At 72.1% G+C, this 17,454-nt stretch carries 14 protein-coding genes; 5 read left to right on the plus strand and 9 right to left on the minus strand.

Annotated elements, in window-relative coordinates:
- Positions 1–347 precede the first annotated feature (347 nt).
- The 4 genes from lepA to M446_RS01080 all read right to left on the minus strand — a co-directional run bounded on the left by lepA (position 348) and on the right by M446_RS01080 (position 6,165).
- Complete coding sequence (gene lepA, locus M446_RS01065; RefSeq protein ID WP_012330212.1) at positions 348–2,153, minus strand: translation elongation factor 4; 1,806 nt, start codon at positions 2,151–2,153, stop codon at positions 348–350.
- 191 nt (positions 2,154–2,344) lie between these two features.
- Complete coding sequence (locus M446_RS01070; RefSeq protein ID WP_012330213.1) at positions 2,345–3,439, minus strand: NAD(P)/FAD-dependent oxidoreductase; 1,095 nt, start codon at positions 3,437–3,439, stop codon at positions 2,345–2,347.
- 109 nt (positions 3,440–3,548) lie between these two features.
- The gene (locus tag M446_RS01075; RefSeq protein ID WP_012330214.1) at positions 3,549–5,159 is read right to left on the minus strand and encodes a phosphoenolpyruvate carboxykinase; all 1,611 of its coding nucleotides are present in this window, start codon (positions 5,157–5,159) and stop codon (positions 3,549–3,551) included.
- A 223-nt stretch (positions 5,160–5,382) separates the two neighbouring features.
- Positions 5,383–6,165: a HugZ family protein gene (locus tag M446_RS01080; RefSeq protein WP_012330215.1), complete on the minus strand. Its 783-nt coding sequence runs from the start codon at positions 6,163–6,165 to the stop codon at positions 5,383–5,385.
- A 298-nt stretch (positions 6,166–6,463) separates the two neighbouring features.
- Between M446_RS01080 and M446_RS01085 the strand changes: the two genes are divergently transcribed.
- From M446_RS01085 to M446_RS01105, 5 genes are all read left to right on the plus strand, one after another.
- Positions 6,464–7,180 (plus strand): response regulator transcription factor, encoded by a 717-nt coding sequence (locus M446_RS01085; protein WP_012330216.1) that lies wholly within the window; start codon positions 6,464–6,466, stop codon positions 7,178–7,180.
- A 37-nt stretch (positions 7,181–7,217) separates the two neighbouring features.
- Positions 7,218–9,011: a sensor histidine kinase gene (locus tag M446_RS01090; protein WP_012330217.1), complete on the plus strand. Its 1,794-nt coding sequence runs from the start codon at positions 7,218–7,220 to the stop codon at positions 9,009–9,011.
- A 53-nt stretch (positions 9,012–9,064) separates the two neighbouring features.
- Entirely contained in the window at positions 9,065–9,469 is a 405-nt protein-coding gene (locus M446_RS01095) for a serine kinase (RefSeq protein ID WP_236728816.1), read from the plus strand.
- 89 nt (positions 9,470–9,558) lie between these two features.
- Entirely contained in the window at positions 9,559–9,960 is a 402-nt protein-coding gene (locus M446_RS01100) for a PTS sugar transporter subunit IIA (RefSeq protein ID WP_012330218.1), read from the plus strand.
- 85 nt (positions 9,961–10,045) lie between these two features.
- The gene (locus tag M446_RS01105) at positions 10,046–10,366 is read left to right on the plus strand and encodes an HPr family phosphocarrier protein (protein WP_012330219.1); all 321 of its coding nucleotides are present in this window, start codon (positions 10,046–10,048) and stop codon (positions 10,364–10,366) included.
- Positions 10,367–10,454: 88 nt separating this feature from the next.
- Here M446_RS01105 and M446_RS01110 read toward each other — a convergent pair whose 3' ends face one another.
- The 5 genes from M446_RS01110 to M446_RS01130 all read right to left on the minus strand — a co-directional run bounded on the left by M446_RS01110 (position 10,455) and on the right by M446_RS01130 (position 17,365).
- On the minus strand, positions 10,455–11,390 hold the full coding sequence (locus M446_RS01110) for a hypothetical protein (protein WP_012330220.1): 936 nt from the start codon (positions 11,388–11,390) through the stop codon (positions 10,455–10,457).
- Between the two features lie 126 nt (positions 11,391–11,516).
- Positions 11,517–12,626 carry a CobW family GTP-binding protein gene (locus M446_RS01115; protein ID WP_043701974.1) on the minus strand — a complete coding sequence of 370 codons (1,110 nt, stop codon included), beginning with the start codon at positions 12,624–12,626 and terminating at the stop codon, positions 11,517–11,519.
- 105 nt (positions 12,627–12,731) lie between these two features.
- Positions 12,732–13,880, minus strand: a complete 1,149-nt coding sequence (locus M446_RS01120) for an acyl-CoA dehydrogenase family protein (RefSeq protein ID WP_012330222.1) — start codon at positions 13,878–13,880, stop codon at positions 12,732–12,734.
- Between the two features lie 140 nt (positions 13,881–14,020).
- Positions 14,021–15,223 (minus strand): pimeloyl-CoA dehydrogenase large subunit, encoded by a 1,203-nt coding sequence (gene pimC, locus M446_RS01125; protein ID WP_012330223.1) that lies wholly within the window; start codon positions 15,221–15,223, stop codon positions 14,021–14,023.
- A gap of 66 nt (positions 15,224–15,289) precedes the next feature.
- Complete coding sequence (locus tag M446_RS01130; RefSeq protein ID WP_012330224.1) at positions 15,290–17,365, minus strand: 3-hydroxyacyl-CoA dehydrogenase NAD-binding domain-containing protein; 2,076 nt, start codon at positions 17,363–17,365, stop codon at positions 15,290–15,292.
- Positions 17,366–17,454 lie beyond the last annotated feature (89 nt).

Genomic DNA, 17,454 nt, shown 5'->3' on the forward strand with positions numbered 1-17,454 from the left:
TTCTTATGCGTGCGCCAAAACCTTCAGGTTAGAAGGCCTATGTCCAATCACAACGAAAGGTCTAATCCAAACAACCTTAGGTTATATTTTGCGCGATGTGGTCCTGACGAGGGCGAGCCCGGCAGGGGCGGGCAGGCGCCCGCGGGGGATCGGCCGGTCCTGGCGCCCTCCCCGAGCAGAACGGCTCGCGGCATCTCCGCTCGGGCCGTCGGTCCCGCGCCATCCCGGCGTCCGAGCCGGTGGTGGCCGTGTCGGCAGACCCGCGACGCGTCGGAGGCCGGCGCGACCGCGCCGATCGGCACGGCGGTCGCGCGAGGCGCCGGAGGCTCCCGTTCCCGCGCGGCGCCTCAGCTGTCCATCTTGAGCGCGGCGATGAAGGCTTCCTGGGGGATCTCGACCTTGCCGAACTGGCGCATGCGCTTCTTGCCCTCCTTCTGCTTGTCGAGGAGCTTGCGCTTGCGCGAGATGTCGCCGCCGTAGCACTTGGCGGTGACGTCCTTGGAGAGGGCCCGGATGGTCTCGCGGGCGATGATCTTGCCGCCGATCGCCGCCTGGACCGGGATCTGGAACAGGTGGCGCGGAATCAGGTCCTTGAGCTTCTCGCACATCGCGCGGCCGCGGGACTCCGCCCGGGTCCGGTGGACCAGCATCGACAGCGCGTCGACCGGTTCGGCATTCACGAGGATCGACATCTTCACGAGGTCGCCCTCGCGGTAATCCGAGATGTGGTAGTCGAACGAGGCGTAGCCCTTCGAGATCGACTTCAGGCGGTCGTAGAAGTCGAACACCACCTCGTTGAGCGGCAGATCGTACACGACCATGGCGCGCTTGCCGACGTAGTTGAGGTCGATCTGGGCGCCGCGCCGGTCCTGGCAGAGCTTGAGCACGCCGCCGAGGTAATCGTCCGGCGTGAGGATGGTGGCGCGGATCCAGGGCTCCTCGATCGTATCGATCTTCATCACGTCGGGCATGTCGGCGGGATTGTGCAGTTCCCGCATGGTGCCGTCCGCCATGTTGAGGCGGTAGACCACGCTCGGCGCGGTCGAGATCAGGTCGAGGTTGAATTCGCGCTCCAGCCGCTCCTGGATGATCTCCAGGTGCAGGAGGCCGAGGAAGCCGCAGCGGAAGCCGAAGCCGAGGGCCGCCGAGGTCTCCATCTCGTAGGAGAACGAGGCGTCGTTGAGGCGCAGCTTGCCCATGGCGGCGCGCAGGTTCTCGAACTCGGCGGCGTCGACCGGGAACAGGCCGCAGAACACCACCGGCTGGACCGGCTTGAAGCCCGGCAGGGCCTGGTCCGTCGGGCGCCGGTCCTCCGTGATCGTGTCGCCGACCCGGGTGTCGGCCACCTCCTTGATCGAGGCGGTGAGGAAGCCGACCTCGCCGGGCCCGAGCTCGGCCACGTCCTGCATCTTGGGGCGGAAGACGCCGACGCGGTCGACGCCGTAGACCGCGTCCGCCCCCATCATCCGGATGGTCATGCCCTTGCGCAGCACGCCGTCCACGATGCGCACCAGCACCACGACGCCCAGGTAGACGTCGTACCAGGAATCGACCAGGAGCGCCTTCAGCGGCGCCTCGCAGTCGCCCTTCGGCGGCGGCAGCTTGGCGACGATCGCCTCCAGCACCGCCTCGATGTTGAGGCCGGTCTTGGCCGAGATCGGCACCGCCTCGGAGGCGTCGATGCCGATCACCTCCTCGATCTGCTCCTTGACGCGGTCGGGCTCCGCCGCCGGCAGGTCGATCTTGTTGAGGACCGGGACGATCTCGTGGTTGGCGTCGATCGCCTGATACACGTTGGCGAGGGTCTGGGCCTCGACGCCCTGGCTCGCATCGACGACGAGGAGCGAGCCCTCGCAGGCCGCCAGCGAGCGCGACACCTCGTAGGTGAAGTCGACGTGGCCGGGCGTGTCCATCAGGTTCAGGACGTACTCGCGCCCGTCCTGCGCCTTGTAGTCGAGCCGCACGGTCTGGGCCTTGATGGTGATGCCGCGCTCGCGCTCGATGTCCATCGAGTCGAGCACCTGCTCGGTCATCTCGCGCGCCGAGAGCGCCCCGGTGAGCTGGATCAGCCGGTCGGCGAGGGTCGACTTGCCGTGGTCGATATGCGCGACGATCGAGAAGTTGCGGATCGTGTCGATGGGCTTGGCGGTCATCAGCAGGCGGTCTCCGGCGCCCAGGCGCGGCGAAGGGCGTGGCGCACGGCGTAAATCGGGAAGGCGGACGGGAGATAGCAGCGGGGGATGCGTGCGCCAAGACGGCGGCGGGCCGCACGCCGTCCCAGTGTCGAGCCGGCGGCGGGCCGCACGCGGTCCCCGGCATCGGGCCGGCTTCGGGCCGCCTCCCCTCAGGCGCCGAGCCGGTCCGCCACGTCCTCGGCGAGGGACAGGCTGGAGGTCAGGCCCGGACTCTCGATGCCGAACATCTGCACGAGGCCCGGCAGGCCGTGCTCGGCCGGCCCGTCGATCACGAAATCCATCGCCGGCTGGCCCGGCCCCGACAGTTTCGGGCGGATGCCCGCGTAGTCGGGGAACAGGGCGCCCTCGGGCAGGTCCGGCCAGTAGCGCCGGATCGCCGCGTAGAACAGGGCGCCGCGGGCCGGATCGACCTCGTAATCGGGCCGGTCGATCCACTCGACGTCCGGCCCGAAGCGCGTGCGCCCGGCGAGGTCGAGGGTCAGGTGGATGCCGAGCCCGCCCTCGACCGGGGCGGGGTAGATCAGCCGCGTGAAGGCCGGGCGGCCGAGGCAGCCGAAGTAGTTGCCCTTGGCGAGGACGAGGCGGGGCACCCGCGCCTCCGGGTAGCCCTCGGTGGCGCGGGCCAGCGCCTGCGCGCCGAAGCTCGTCGCGCTCACCACCGCGTCGACCCGCAGCTCGCCCGGCGCCTCGCCGCCGTAGAGCGCGACCCAGCCGCCGCCGTCGCGGATCAGCCGCTCGACGGGCGTGCGGAAGGCGAGCGCGCCGCCATGGGCCTCCAGGTCGCCCTGGAGCGCGAGCATCAGCGCGTGGCTGTCGACGATGCCGGTCTCCGGCGACAGCAGCGCCGCCACGCAGGCGAGGTTGGGTTCGAGGCGCCGCGCCTCGGCGCCGTCGATGAGCGCGAGCCCCTCGACCCCGTTCGCCAGCCCCTGGGCGTGGATCGCCGCGATCTTGGCGCGCTCGGGCTCGGTCGCCGCGACGATGAGCTTGCCGGTCCTGGCATGCGGCACGCCGTGGCTGGCGCAGAAGGCGTAGAGGCGGCGGCGGCCCTCGACGCAGTGGCGCGCCCGCAGCGACCCGGACGGGTAGTACATGCCGCCGTGGATCACCTCGGAATTGCGCGAGGACACCCCGGTGCCGATCTGGGCCTCGGCCTCCGCAACGATGACCTCGTGGCCGCGCAGGGCGAGGGCGCGTCCGCAGGCGAGCCCCACGACGCCCGCGCCGATGACGAGGACCAGCATGTCTCACATCCCCCCGCGCGGCTGTTGCGTGGCGCGGCGCCCCCCGCGAGGAGACCGCCGCGCCCCGTTCGTCACGCTCGGCGGAGCCCCGCCGGGCCCCGCCCGCCCCTCACGCCGCGATCGACATGGTCGGCTCGGCGGCGCGCACGTCGGCGTCGACGTGGGCCTCGAAGCGCTTGAAGTTGGCCTGGAACATCTCGACCAGCCGCTTGGCCGTCTCGGCGAAGGCCGCCTTGTCCGCCCAGGTCTTGACCGGGTAGAGGATGTGCGGCTCGACGCCCGGCACCGAGGTCGGCACCGCGAAGCCGAAATAGGGGTCGCGGCGGTAATCGGCCTTGGCGAGCGAGCCGTCGAGGGCGGCGGTCAGCAGCCGGCGCGTCACCCGGATCGGCATGCGCCGCCCGGTGCCCACGCCCCCGCCGGTCCAGCCCGTGTTGACGAGCCAGCAATCGACGTGGTGGCGGGCGATCAGGTCGCGCAGCAGGTTGCCGTAGACGCTCGGGTGGCGCGGCATGAAGGGCGCGCCGAAGCAGGTCGAGAAGGTCGCCTCGGGCCCCTTCAGCCCCTTCTCGGTGCCCGCCACCTTGGCGGTGTAGCCCGACAGGAAGTGGTACATCGCCTCGGCGCCGGTGAGCTTGGCGATCGGGGGCAGCACCCCGAAGGCGTCGCAGGTCAGCATGACGATGTTCTTCGGGTGCCCCGCCCGGCCCGTCGCGCTCGCGTTCGGGATAAACGGCAGCGGATAGGCGCAGCGCGTGTTCTCGGTCTTCGAGGCGTCGTCGAAATCCGGCAGCCGGGTGACCGGGTCGATGACCACGTTCTCCATCACGGTGCCGAAGCGCTCGGTCGTGGCGTAGATCTCGGGCTCGGCCTCTCGCGACAGGCGGATGGTCTTGGCGTAGCAGCCGCCCTCGAAGTTGAAGATGCCCTTCGGGCCCCAGCCGTGCTCGTCGTCGCCCAGCAGCACCCGGGCCGGGTCGTTCGACAGGGTGGTCTTGCCGGTGCCGGACAGGCCGAAGAACAGGGCCGAGTCGCCCTGCGCGCCCACGTTCGCCGAGCAGTGCATCGGCATCACGCCGGCCTTCGGCAGAATGTAGTTGAGGTAGGTGAAGACCGACTTCTTCATCTCGCCGGCATAGGACGAGCCGCCGATCAGCACGATCTTGCGGGTGAAGTCGCAGGCGATGACCGTCTCGGAGCGGACCCCGTGGCGGGCCGGGTCGGCCTTGAAGCTCGGCAGGTCGATGATGGTCAGGTCGGGCTCGTAGGCGCCGAGCGCGTCGCGCTCCGGCCGGATCAGCAGGTTGCGGATGAACAGGGAGTGCCACGCATACTCGGTGTAGACGCGCGCCCGCACCCGGTAGGCCGGCTCCGCTCCCCCGTAGAGATCCTGCGCGAAGAGGTCCTTGCCCTCCGCGTGCGCGACGAAGTCCGCGTGCAGGCGGTCGAACTGCTCGGCCGTGATCGCGCCGTTGTTGTCCCACCAGACCTGATCCTCGGTCCCGGAATCCCGGACGACGAACTTGTCCTTCGGGGACCGGCCGGTGTGGATGCCGGTCTCGGCCACCAGCGCGCCCCCCGCCGCGAGCTGGGCCTCGCCCCGCTGCAGCGCCTGTTCGTAGAGGCTCGGGGCCTCCAGGTTCCAGAAGACGCGCTTGAGGTTGCGCAGGCCGGCCCGATCCGGACCGAACGCCGCGTTGTATACGCCGATGTCGCTCACGAGTGTTCCTCCTGGCGCCGTCCGGGGCGGGGGTCCACCCGGCACGGGCCGATGCCCTCGTTCCGTCGGACGCCGCAAGGTCTGGACGTGGCGACCGCCGCACCCGGCCGGGTCCGCGCCGCTCACGCGGTGCGTGTGACCAGGTGAGGGCCGTTAGTAGGTGGCGAAACTTCGCGGTTCAATTGCCAACGCGCCGCAGCGGTGTAACAGGCCACAAGTTTTGTCATTCGCCGCCCGGGACCGCCGGCCGTTCCCGGCGGGCCTCGGCGGCCATCTCGACCAGGACCTGCCGCAGGGTTCTGGGGTCGCGAAGGCGGCGCGGGAAGGTCACGCGGGCGGTCCGGTCCGCGGCCAGGAGGTCGAGCCCCTCGGGATCGAGCCCGGTGAGGCGCCAGGGGCCGGGCTCCGCCCCCGCGAAATGCGTCGCGTAGAGGGCGAGCGCGTCGGCATGGTCGTCGTTCATGTGGGCGGCCGCCCCGGCCTCGCTCGCGGCGAGGCCCTCCATCCCGGCGAGGTCGGTGAGGAGTTCGGCCGCGCTCAGGGTCGCGGCCTTGGCGAAGCCGCCGTTCAGGTGCCCGGCCGCCGGCTCCAGCCGGAAGAAGGCGAAGTCCGGGAAGTCGGCGTAGAGCTTCGCCTTCGGGTGGCGGGCGAGGAAGCGGGCGCGCACCCGCGGGTCGTCGCTGCGGGCGGCGCGCCCGGCCACGGTGAGGCGCGGATGGGCGAGCGGGTCGCCCTTGCCGCCCGGGCTGAGCAGGAGCGAGCAGCGCGGCTCGGCCTCCAGGTTGAGCGTGTGGGCCGAGAGGCGCGAGAGCAGCATCAGGGGCGCGCCGTCGAGGTCGGTCGCCACCGTGACGAGCGATGCGAAGGGCGATCCGTCGCCGCGATCGAGCGTGGCGAGGGCCCCCGACCGGGTGCTGCGCAGCAGGTCCTTGGCGAGCCCGACCGCGTCGAACGGCGCCTGGGCGGCCGCGAAGGGGGCTGCCGGTTGTCTGTCGCTCTCCGCCATGGCGTCCAACTCCCGCGTCTCGCGCCACCCTGGCCGGGGCGGGCGCGCCCGTCCATCGCGCCTCGCGTCGCGGGTGCGGCGGGGCCGCGCGCCGCCGCCGCCCCGGGTGCTCGCTTTTTGATCGCTTTGGGCCTAAGGGTGTCGAAACCGTGGCCCGGTTGTCACTGTCCAGCGCTTTGTGGCAGACAGCCGGCGGCCCGCGTCTCAGGCCGGATCCGCACCGGCGCGAAGTCGGGTGGCGTTCAGGAGGATCCTGCGATCCTGTCGCACGACGCCATCCTCGTCCCAGGGAATGACCATGCCGACCATCGCCCTCGTCGACGACGACCGCAACATCCTCACCTCCGTGTCGATCGCGCTCGAAACCGAGGGGTACCGCATCCAGACCTACACGGACGGCGCCTCGGCCCTCGACGGGCTCAAGCACTCGCCGCCGGATCTCGCGATCTTCGACATCAAGATGCCGCGCATGGACGGGATGGAGCTGCTGCGTCGCCTGCGTCAGAAGTCGGACCTGCCGGTGATCTTCCTGACCTCGAAGGACGAGGAGATCGACGAGCTCTTCGGCCTCAAGATGGGCGCCGACGACTTCATCCGGAAGCCGTTCTCGCAGCGCCTGCTGGTCGAGCGGGTGAAGGCGGTGCTGCGCCGCTTCGCCGCCAAGGAGGCCGGCCCGGCCGCCGCCGCCCGCGAGGCCGAGGCCGCCGCCGCTCGCTCGCTGGAGCGCGGCCAGCTGATGATGGATCCCGAGCGGCACACCTGCACCTGGAAGGGCGAGCCCGTGACCCTGACGGTCACCGAGTTCCTGATCCTGCAGGCCCTGGCCCAGCGCCCGGGCGTCGTGAAGAGCCGCAACGCCCTCATGGACGCCGCCTACGACGACCAAGTCTACGTCGACGACCGCACCATCGACAGCCACATCAAGCGGCTGCGCAAGAAGTTCAAGGTGGTCGACACCAACTTCGACATGATCGAGACGCTCTACGGCGTCGGCTACCGCTTCAAGGAAGCTTGAGACCCGGCACGTGAGCAGCGGTTCCGCACTCGGCGCCATGCGGCGCCTCCTCGGGGCCGGTGCGCCCGGAACAGGCAGCGAGGCAGATCCCGACGCCGAGGCGCCGCGGGAGCCCCTCTCCCTGCGGCTGGTCGGCCGCTGGATCGCCCAGCGCGCCTCCTCCAGCCTGACCCGGCGCATCGTCGTGCTCAACCTCGCGGGGCTGATCGCCCTGCTGGTCGGCTTCCTCTACCTCAACCAGTTCCGCCAGGGCCTGATCGAGGCGCGGGTGAAGAGCCTGCTGACCCAGGGCGACATCATCGCGGGGGCGATCGCGGCCTCCGCCACGGTCGACACGGACGCGATCAGCATCGACCCCGACCGCCTGCTGCAGCTCCAAGCGGGCGATCCGGGCGCCGGGGCGGAGGAGCCGGTCTCGGCCCTCGAATTCTCCCTCAACCCGGAGCGGGTGGCGCCGCTGCTGCGCCGGCTGATCACCCCGACCGGCACCCGCGCGCGGGTCTACGACCGCGACGGGTCGAACCTGATCGATTCGCGCGCCCTCTACGTGCGGGGCGACCTCGCCCGGGGCGAGGTGCCGGTGCGCAAGGAGCGCCCGAGCCTGATGGAGCGGGCCTGGGACGGCCTGCGCCAGCACCTGCCCTTCCCGCACCGCGAGCCGGGGCCGGAGGATACCGGGCCCTCGGACGGGCGCAGCCTGCCCGAGGTGCAGCGGGCGCTGGCCGGGAGCCGGGGCACGCTGGTGCGCCGCAACGCCCACGGCGAGACCATCGTGTCGGTCGCGGTGCCGATCATGCGCGCCCGCACGGTGCGCGGCGCCCTGCTGCTCTCGACCCAGGAGGGCGACATCGACAAGATCATCGCCTCCGAGCGCTTCGCCCTGCTGCAGGTGTTCCTGATCGCGGCGCTCGTGATGGTGGTGCTCTCGCTCCTGGTCGCCGGCCAGATCGTCGGGCCGGTGAGCCGCCTGTCGGAGGCGGCCGAGCGGGTGCGGCTCGGGATCAGGTCGCGCCAGGAGATCCCCGACTTCACGACCCGCTCGGACGAGATCGGCCACCTCTCCCGGGCCCTGCGCGACATGACCCAGGCGCTCTACCGCCGCCTGGACGCGATCGAGAACTTCGCGGCCGACGTCTCGCACGAGCTCAAGAACCCGCTCACCTCCCTGCGCAGCGCCGTCGAGACGCTGCCGCTGGCCAAGACCGACGAGTCGCGCGGGCGGCTGATGCAGATCATCCAGCACGACGTGAAGCGCCTCGACCGGCTGATCAGCGACATCTCGGACGCCTCGCGCCTCGACGCGGAGCTCGCCCGGGCCGAGGCCGCGCGGGTCGACCTGAAGAAGCTCCTCACCACCGTGACCTCGGTGGCCAACGAGCGGCGCCGGCCGCGGGACGCCGCCATCACCTTCACGGTGGAGGCGCCGCCGGCCGGCATCGAGGACCCCTTCGCGATCATCGGGCACGACAGCCGGCTCGGCCAGGTGGTGAACAACCTGCTCGACAATGCCCGCTCCTTCTCGCCCAAGGGCGCGACCGTGCGGGTGAACCTGCGCCGCCTGCGCAACACGATCGAGCTCACGGTGGAGGATGACGGGCCGGGCATCCCGCCCCACGCCCTCGAGCGCATCTTCGAGCGCTTCTACACCGACCGGCCCGAGCAGGGCTTCGGCCAGAATTCCGGCCTCGGCCTGTCGATCTCGCGCCAGATCGTGCAGGCCCATCGCGGCACGATCCGGGCCGAGAACCGGCTCGGGCCGCCGGGCGAGGACGGCGAGCCCTGCCTGCTCGGCGCCCGCTTCGTGGTGCGCATCCCGGGGCTGCACCGCTGAGCGCCGGGCCGGTCACGCTCCACGCCACCTGCGTGGTGCTCGGCGAATCGGGCGTGCTGATTCGGGGGCCGGCCGGGAGCGGCAAAACGACCCTGGCGCGCGACCTCCTGGCGGGCGGTTCCCAGTGCGGCCTGCACGCCGCCCTGGTGGGCGACGACAGGGTGATCGTGGAGGCCTGCCACGGCCGCCTGGTGGCGCGGCCGCACCCGGCCCTGGCGGGGCTCGTCGAGATCCGCGGCGTGGGCCTTCAAACCCTTGAGAACACGCTGCCTTCGGCGGTTGTGCGGCTCGTCCTGGACCTCGCCGAGACGGCCCCGCGGATGCCCGAGGCGGGGGCGGAGAAAACGACTCTCCTGGGGGTCTCCCTCCCCCGCATGATCCTTCCCCGGGACCCCTCCCGGACGAGCACCGTGTTGTGGCGCTGGCGCCGCCCTCGTGGCATCATGATGACGGAGTGATGCGGATTCCGCCTCGTTGCTCTTGCGCTCGCCCTTGCGCTGCACAAAATGGCGGCTCGGCTCTGTATGGGGCGTCGGAACTCGTGTCGATGATTGGAATGGTGCTCGTCACCCACGGTTTGCTCGCGACGGAGTTCAAGGCCGCGCTGGAGCATGTCGTGGGTCCGCAGGAGCAGCTCGAAACCATCACGATCGGCCCCGAGGACGACATGGAGGTCCGGCGCAAGGACATCATGTCGGCGGTCTGCCGGGTGAACACGGGCGAGGGCGTGGTGGTCCTCACCGACATGTTCGGGGGTACGCCGTCGAACCTCGCGCTCTCGTGCATGAACGGCGGCTCGGTGGAGGTGGTGGCCGGCATCAATCTGCCGATGCTGATCAAGCTCGCGAGCGTCCGCGACGAGGAGAGCCTCGGCGAGGCCGTCCTGCACGCGCAGGAGGCGGGCCGCAAATACATCAACGTGGCCTCCCGGGTCCTCGCCGGGAAATAGCGCTCGCCCTCCCCGTTTTCGCCACGACGAGAGCCGGACGGCCGCCGACGCCATCGCAACCGGCTCCAGCAGGATCCGATCTCCGATGAACGACGACGATGCGGGTGGATGGGACGCTCCGGCGGTGCCTGAGGGCGCGACGGCGCGGGAATTGCCGATCATCAACCGCCGCGGCCTCCATGCCCGCGCCTCCGCCAAGTTCGTCCAGGCGGTGGAGCGCTTCGAATCCGAGGTGACGGTGACGCGCGCCGGCGAGACGGTGGGCGGGCGCTCGATCATGGGCCTCCTGACCCTCGGGGCCGCGCAGGGAACCAGCATCTTCGTGACCGCTCTCGGCCCCGACCAGGATGCCTGCCTGGAGGCGATCGCGGCGCTCCTGGCCAACCGGTTCGGAGAGGACGAGTAGGGGGCGGGGCCGTCGCGCCGCGCGCCCGTCGTCCTCCCCGCGGTGCGCGCGGCGCGACGGCCCGCGCTCCTCTGCGCGCCCCGCTCCCTCAGGCCGAGCGGCGCTCCCCGTCCGCCGCGCGCCGGGCCGGCGCGACGCTCACCGCGGCGTCGAGCAGCATCACGCCCGGCCGCTCGCGCGCCGGCGCGAGCGCGCAGCCGGCCTCGCGCCAGATCCGGTCCTGCCCGGCCGGGCCGAGCCGGATCGCGGCCGCCACCACGGCGCCGTCCCGCCGCACGAGGTCGACCCCGCAGGCGCGGCGCTGGGCGAAGCGCCGGGTGACGACCCGCAGGGCCGTCGCCGCGTCCGCGTCGTGCAGGAGGTTGGGGCCGGGCCGCGCCCCCTCCAGCACCAGGAAATGCTCGACCGCGTCGCGCAGCTGACGGGGCGCGCGCACCCGCTCGAGCGAGGTGCGCCCCCGCGGCAGGGTCGGCAGCGGTTCGGCCGCCGGGCCGGGGGCCGGCCGGGAGGCGACCGTCAGGGGGCGACCGCTCGCGGCGGCGACCTCCCGCAGCGCCGCGATCAGGCGGCCGGCCGGGAGCAGCCCGGGCAGGCGCAGGGTGCCGACGCGCGAGCCCGCCCCCGCGAGGTGGTCGAGGGCCGCGCGCAGGATTGCGGCGGTCTCGCGGGCGTCCACGACCGGCGCCGCCCCCTCGGCGAGCGGCAGGACCCAGAGCTGCGCCGTCCGGCCCGGGCGCAGCCCCGCCGGCAGCTGCAGCGGCAGCACGCCGCGCAGGACGGGCATTCCGTCCCCGTGTTGCCAGACGAGGAGCAGGGCGAGGCGGCGCCCCTCCGCGAGGTGCTGGGCCAGCGTGAGCACGAAGTCGGGGTCGCCGGCGAAGCCCGGCGACAGGGCCCGGGGCAGGAGCGCCCGCCAGGCGGCGATCTCGGCCTCGCGCAGGCTCGCCGGGTGCCGCAATTCGGCGCTCCAGCGCCCCTCCTCCCGGATTCCGCCCTGGATCACCGAGAAGGGTGTCGTCGTCATGCCTGCCCCCCTTTGGCCCGACCGCTCCGGATCGGGTGGCCCGATCGTCCCGGATCGGGACGGATCCGCGGCCGAGGCGGCCGCGCCCGGTTTACCGATCAAGAACCATTCCGGGCGGGGGCGCCCTCAGCCGCCCGGGATCGCCAGGGGGTTGGCCGTGAGGGCGGCGGCGTCCGGCGCGTCCGGGGCCGGGCGGCCGAGGAAGGCGTCCCACAGGCGGCGCACGAAGGCCGGGTCGCCGTCGCGCAGGATCAGGACGAGCCGCGAGGTGCGGTCCGGCCCCGGCCACGCGTCGAGGGTGGCCGGGGCGTGGACGACGTGCTGCACCCCGTGCACCACGACGGGGCGGCCGGGATCCTCGGCGAGGCCGACGAGCCCCTTGAGGCGCAGGAGCTTGGCCCCCTGGCCGGAGCGCAGGAGGTCCAGGAACATCTCGAAGGCCGCCCGCGGCACCGGCTCCGGGCTGACCAGGCTGAAGGCCCGGATCGCGGCGTCGTGCCGGTTCAGGTCGTGGTGGTGGTGGCCGTGATGCTGGGCGTGGTGGTGGCGCGCCTCCGCGGCCGCGACCGCCTCGGCGCCGAGCCAGGCCGCGACGTCCGCGATCTTGCCGTCCGTGCCGAACAGGCCGCCGAGCAGCGCCTCGGCCGGCGCGTCGGGCCCGAGCACCGGGGCGGCCGGGTTGAGGGCGGCGAGGCGCGCCCGCAGCGCCGCCGCCTCCCCGCCCGGGAGATCCGTCTTGGTCAGGACGAGGCGGTCGGCCACGGCGGCCTGGCGCAGGGCCTCGGGATGCGCGTCGAGCGTGCCCGCGCCGTTGACCGCGTCCACGACCGTGACGACGGCCTGGAGGGCGAAGCGCAGGGCCAGGTAGGGGTGGTAGAGGAGCCCGTGCAGGATCGGCGCCGGGTCGGCGAGACCGGTCGTCTCGATGATCACGCGCCGGAAGGGCTGGATGCGCCCGTTGTCGCGCTTGCGCAGCAGGTCCTCCAGCGTGGCGATGAGGTCGCCCCGCACGCTGCAGCACAGGCAGCCGGCGCCGAGCAGGATCATGCCCTCGTCGACGGTCTCGATCAGCAGGTGGTCGAGCCCGACCTCGCCGAACTCGTTGACGATGACGACCGTGTCGGCCAGGGCCGGGTCGCGCAGCAGCCGGTTCAGCAGCGTCGTCTTGCCGGCGCCGAGGAAGCCGGTGAGGACCGTGAGCGGGATCGGGGCCGGCCGGCGGGATGGATCGGGCATCGGGAGGGACTCGAAGGGGGACACCGCCCTTCTCCCCCACGGGGCCCGGGAATCCAACCCCTCCGCGGGCGTTGCCGGCCCCCGGGTCCCGCGGCCTCGCGGGGCTCAGGCCGCGATCAGGCCCCCCATCGCAGCCACCCGGGCGAGGTGGTGGTCGGCATCCCCGAACAGGGTGTCGATCATCGTCACGCGCTTGAAGAAGTGGCCGACGCTGTACTCCATGGTGACGCCGACGCCGCCGTGGAGCTGCACCGCGCCCTGGCCGACGATGCGGCCCGAGCGGCCGATCTGCACCTTGGCGCCCGAGAGCGCCCGCGCGCGCTCCGCCGCATCCTCCTCCCCGGCCATCATGGTGGCCAGGAAGGCCATCGAGCGGGCCTGTTCGAGGGCGATGAACATGTCGGCCGCCCGGTGCTGCAGCACCTGGAATGACCCGATCGGCGTGCCGAACTGCTTGCGGGTCTTGAGGTACTCGACGGTGAGGGCGTGCATCCGGTCCATGGCGCCGACCGCCTCGGCGCAGAGCGCCGCGATCGCCTCCTCGACCACCCGCTCGATCGCCGGCAGCGCGTCCTCCGGCGCGCCCAGCACCGCCTCCGGCCCGACCTTGACCGAGGAGAGCGAGATCTCGGCCGCCCGCTGCCCGTCCTGGGTCGGGTAGCCGCGGCGGGAGACGCCCTCCGCCCTGGCATCGACCAGGAACAGCCCGATCCCGCCCCGGTCGCGCCGGGAGCCGGCGGTGCGGGCCGAGACGATCAGCCGGTCGGCGCTGTCGCCGTGCAGCACCAGGGACTTGTCGCCCTCCAGGACGTAGCCCGCCCCGTCCCGGCGCGCGCTCAGGCCGACGTCGTGGAGGTCGTAGCGCGCCTGCCGCTCGTGATGCGCGAAAGCGTAGCGGGTTTCGCCGCCGATCAGGCCCGGAAGCCACTCGGCCCGCTGCGCCGCCGAGGCCGCGCGGCGCATCAGCCCGCCCGCCAGGACCACGGTGGCGAGGTAGGGTTCGAGGACCAGGGCGCGGCCGAAGGCCTCCATGACGATCATGGTCTCGACCGGCCCGCCGCCGATGCCCCCGTCCTCCTCCGCGAAGGGCACGGCGAGCAGGCCCTGCTCCGCGTAGGACCGCCACATCTCGGGCGAGAACCCCTCCGGGTGGCGGCCGTGGCGCGTGCGGGCCTCGAAATCGTAGCGGTCGGCGAGGAGCCGCTCGACGCTGTCCTTGAGGAGGCTCTGCTCCTCGCTGAGATCGAAATCCATCGACGTCTCTTCCCCGAATTCCAGGCCGCGCGGGCCCGCGAGAGCATTTCCTGACGAAGTGGATGCCGGTTCGTCGAAGAAAACGCGGCAAAACCAAGGACCTGGACCAGCGCCCGATCGCGGCGCGATCGGGCGCCGATCTAGAGGCCCAGGATCGCCTTGGCGATGATGTTCTTCTGGATCTCGTTCGAACCGCCGTAGATCGAGATCTTGCGCCAGTTGAAGTAGGTCGGCGCGGCCGGGCCCGCGTAGTCGGGGCCGATCGGCGGCTCGTTGTGGCCCTGGTCCTCGTCCTCGGGCAGGTACGGCAGGGCGTAGGGGCCGACCACGTCGAGGAGGAGTTCCGTGGTGGCCTGCTGGATCTCCGAGCCCTTGATCTTGAGGATCGAGGAGGCCGGGTCGGGCTTGCCCTTCTCGCGGGTGCGCTCGGCGGCCACGACCCGCAGCTGCGTCATCTCCAGGGCCTTGAGCTCGATCTCGAGGGCCGCCAGCTTCTCGCGGAAGCGCGGATCCTCGATCAGCGGCGCGTCGCCGACCCGCTCCAGGGCCGCCAGTTCCCTGAGGCGCCGGATGCGCTGCTTGGAGACGCCGACCCGCGCTATGTTGGTGCGCTCGTTGCCGAGCAGGAACTTGGCGTAGTCCCAGCCCCTGTTCTCCTGGCCGACCCGGTTCTCGACCGGCACCCGCACGTCGTCGAAGAAGACCTCGTTGACCTCGCGGCCGCCGTCGAGGGTCTGGATCGGCCGCACGGTGATGCCGGGCGTGCGCATGTCGATGAGCAGGAAGGTGATGCCCTCCTGCTTCTTCGCGGCCGTGTCGGTGCGCACCAGGCAGAAGATCCAGTCGGCGTGCTGGGCCAGCGTGGTCCAGGTCTTCTGGCCATTGACCACGTAGTGGTCGCCGTCCCGCACGGCCCGGGTCTTGAGCGAGGCGAGGTCCGAGCCGGCGCCGGGTTCCGAGAAACCCTGGCACCACCAATCGTCGAGGTTGGCGATGCGGGGCAGGAAGTGGCGCTTCTGCGCCTCGGAGCCGAACTGCGCGATCACCGGCCCGACCATGTAGACGCCGAATTGCAGCGGCGAGGGGGCCGGGAAGCTCTGCAGCTCGTCGAGGAAGATGTACTGGCGCACCGGGTCCCATCCGGTGCCGCCCCACTCGACCGGCCAGTTCGGCACCGCCCAGCCCTTGGCGTTGAGGATGCGCTGCCAGGTGACGATGTCCTGCTTCGAGGGATGGTGCCCGTCGATCAGCTTCTGGCGGATCTCGGCGGGCAGGTTCTCCTCGAAGAAGCGGCGGACCTCCTGGCGGAAGGCCCGCTCCTCGGGCGTGAAACGAAGGTCCATGTCAGCCTCCCGATCGTGTGGTTGCCGGGCTTGCCGCCCGGCTGGCCGGGCCGCGGGGGCCGCCCGTCAGAGATCCCGGAACCCCTTCCCCTCGGCGGCGAGCCGCTCCAGCAGGGGCGAGGGCGCGAAGGCGTCGCCGTACTCCGCCTGGTAGGCGCGCAGGCGCTCCAGCACCGTCGGCAGGCCGATGCCGTCCGCCCAGAACATCGGGCCGCCGCGATAGACCGGCCAGCCGTAGCCGTTGATCCAGACGATATCGATGTCGGAGGCGCGGATCGCCTTGCCCTCGTCGAGGATCTTCGCGCCCTCGTTGACCATCGGGTAGAGGCAGCGCTCCAGGATCTCCTGGTCGGAGGCGGGCTTGCGCGCCACGCCCTGCCGGGCCGCGACCCTGGCGATGATCTCCTCGGTGACCGGCGACGGCGAGGCCTTGCGCTTGGCGTCGTAGTCGTAGAAGCCCGCCCCGGTCTTCTGCCCGCGCCGGTCGATCTCGCAGAGGAGGTCGCGCACGCTCTCCGAGCGGTTGGTCTCCCGGCTCCAGCCGATGTCGAGGCCCGCGAGGTCGCTCATCGCGAAGGGGCCCATCGGCAGGCCGAACTCGTAGATCACCCGGTCCACGTCCCAGGGCGTGACGCCCTCCAGGATCAGCCGGTTCGCCTCGCGCTGGCGCTCGGCCAGCATGCGGTTGCCGACGAAGCCGTGGCAGACGCCGACCAGCACGGCGATCTTGCCGACCTTGCGGCCGACCTGCATCGCGGTGGCGATCACGTCCTTGGCCGTCCTCGCCCCGCGCACCACTTCGAGCAGCCGCATGACGTTGGCGGGCGAGAAGAAGTGCATGCCGATCACGTCGGCGGGGCGGCCCGTCACCGAGGCGATCTCGTCGATGTCGAGGTAGGAGGTGTTCGAGGCCAGGATCGCGCCCGGCTTGGCGACGCGGTCGAGCTTGGAGAAGATCTCCTTCTTGATGCCCATGTCCTCGAACACGGCCTCGATGATGAGGTCGCAGTCCTTCAGATCCTCGATCGCCAGCGTGTCGGCGAGGAGGCCCATGCGGGTCTGGACGTCCTCGGGCCGCAGGCGGCCCTTCCTGGCGGTGTTCTCGTAATTGCTGCGGATCACCGCGAGGCCGCGGTCGAGGGCCTCGCGCCTGGCCTCCACGATGGTCACCGGGATGCCGGCATTGAGGAAGTTCATCGCGATGCCGCCGCCCATGGTGCCGGCACCGATCACCCCGACCCGGGCGATCGGGCGGGTCGGGGTGTCCTCGGGCACGTCCGGGATCTTGGCGGTCTGGCGCTCGGCGAAGAAGACGTAGCGCTGCGCGGCGGATTGGCTCCCGGAGACGAGCTTCAGGAACTGCTCGCGCTCGAAGGCGAGGCCCTGCGGGAAGGGCAGGCGGCAGGCGGCCTCGACGCAGGCGATGCAGGCCTCCGGCGCCTCGAAGCCGCGCATCCTGCGGGCATTCTCCTTCCGGAAGGCGTCGAACAGGCCGGGCGCGTCGCGGCCCTCGGCGAGGCGCTCGTCGCGGTCGCGGATCTTGGTGAGCGGCCGCCCCTCGGCGACGACGCGCTGCGCGAAGGCGACCGCGTGGGCGCGCAGGCCCTCCTCGGGGGCGAGCTCGTCGATCAGCCCCATCGCGGCGGCCTGCCCGGCGCCGAGCGGGGCGCCGCCGACGATCACCTCGAGCGCCTTGCGGGGCCCGACGATGCGCGGCAGGCGCTGCGTGCCGCCCGCGCCCGGCAGGATGCCGAGCTTGACCTCCGGCAGCCCGACCTTCGCGGAGGGCACCGCCACCCGGTAGTGGCAGGCGAGCGCCGTCTCGAGCCCGCCGCCGAGGGCGTTGCCGTGGATCGCCGCGACGACCGGCTTCGTCGCGGCCTCGATCCGGTCGAGGAGGTCCGGCAGGGAGATGCCGCGCGGCGGCGTGCCGAACTCGGTGATGTCGGCCCCCGCGGAGAACATCCGCCCGCCGCCGATCAGCACGATCGCCGTCACGGCGGTATCGGCCTCGGCGCGGGCCAGAGCCGCCGCGATGCCCTCGCGCAACGCCGTCCCGAGCGCGTTCACGGGTCCCGATTGCAGCGTCAGGACCGCGACCGCGCCCTCGCGGCTCTCGGAGACGGGGGTGGCTTCAGTCATCGCGAATTGTCCTCCGAGCGCATTGCGACCGCGTCGAACCGGTCCGCCGGCGCGGGGCGCCGTGCCGACCTCGCCCGACGGGCCTCGTT

This window comes from Methylobacterium sp. 4-46 (assembly GCF_000019365.1).
Lineage (GTDB): Bacteria > Pseudomonadota > Alphaproteobacteria > Rhizobiales > Beijerinckiaceae > Methylobacterium.

What these genes read in the sequence shown, in the direction of transcription:
- M446_RS01100 (WP_012330218.1), top strand. Translation starts at nt 9,559, where the DNA reads ATGATTGGAATGGTGCTCGTCACCCACGGTTTGCTCGCGACGGAGTTC.
- M446_RS01130 (WP_012330224.1), bottom strand. Translation starts at nt 17,365, where the DNA reads ATGACTGAAGCCACCCCCGTCTCCGAGAGCCGCGAGGGCGCGGTCGCG.
- M446_RS01120 (WP_012330222.1), bottom strand. Translation starts at nt 13,880, where the DNA reads ATGGATTTCGATCTCAGCGAGGAGCAGAGCCTCCTCAAGGACAGCGTC.
- pimC (WP_012330223.1), bottom strand. Translation starts at nt 15,223, where the DNA reads ATGGACCTTCGTTTCACGCCCGAGGAGCGGGCCTTCCGCCAGGAGGTC.
- M446_RS01110 (WP_012330220.1), bottom strand. Translation starts at nt 11,390, where the DNA reads ATGACGACGACACCCTTCTCGGTGATCCAGGGCGGAATCCGGGAGGAG.
- lepA (WP_012330212.1), bottom strand. Translation starts at nt 2,153, where the DNA reads ATGACCGCCAAGCCCATCGACACGATCCGCAACTTCTCGATCGTCGCG.
- M446_RS01070 (WP_012330213.1), bottom strand. Translation starts at nt 3,439, where the DNA reads ATGCTGGTCCTCGTCATCGGCGCGGGCGTCGTGGGGCTCGCCTGCGGA.
- M446_RS01105 (WP_012330219.1), top strand. Translation starts at nt 10,046, where the DNA reads ATGAACGACGACGATGCGGGTGGATGGGACGCTCCGGCGGTGCCTGAG.
- M446_RS01085 (WP_012330216.1), top strand. Translation starts at nt 6,464, where the DNA reads ATGCCGACCATCGCCCTCGTCGACGACGACCGCAACATCCTCACCTCC.
- M446_RS01080 (WP_012330215.1), bottom strand. Translation starts at nt 6,165, where the DNA reads ATGGCGGAGAGCGACAGACAACCGGCAGCCCCCTTCGCGGCCGCCCAG.
- M446_RS01090 (WP_012330217.1), top strand. Translation starts at nt 7,218, where the DNA reads ATGCGGCGCCTCCTCGGGGCCGGTGCGCCCGGAACAGGCAGCGAGGCA.
- M446_RS01115 (WP_043701974.1), bottom strand. Translation starts at nt 12,626, where the DNA reads ATGCCCGATCCATCCCGCCGGCCGGCCCCGATCCCGCTCACGGTCCTC.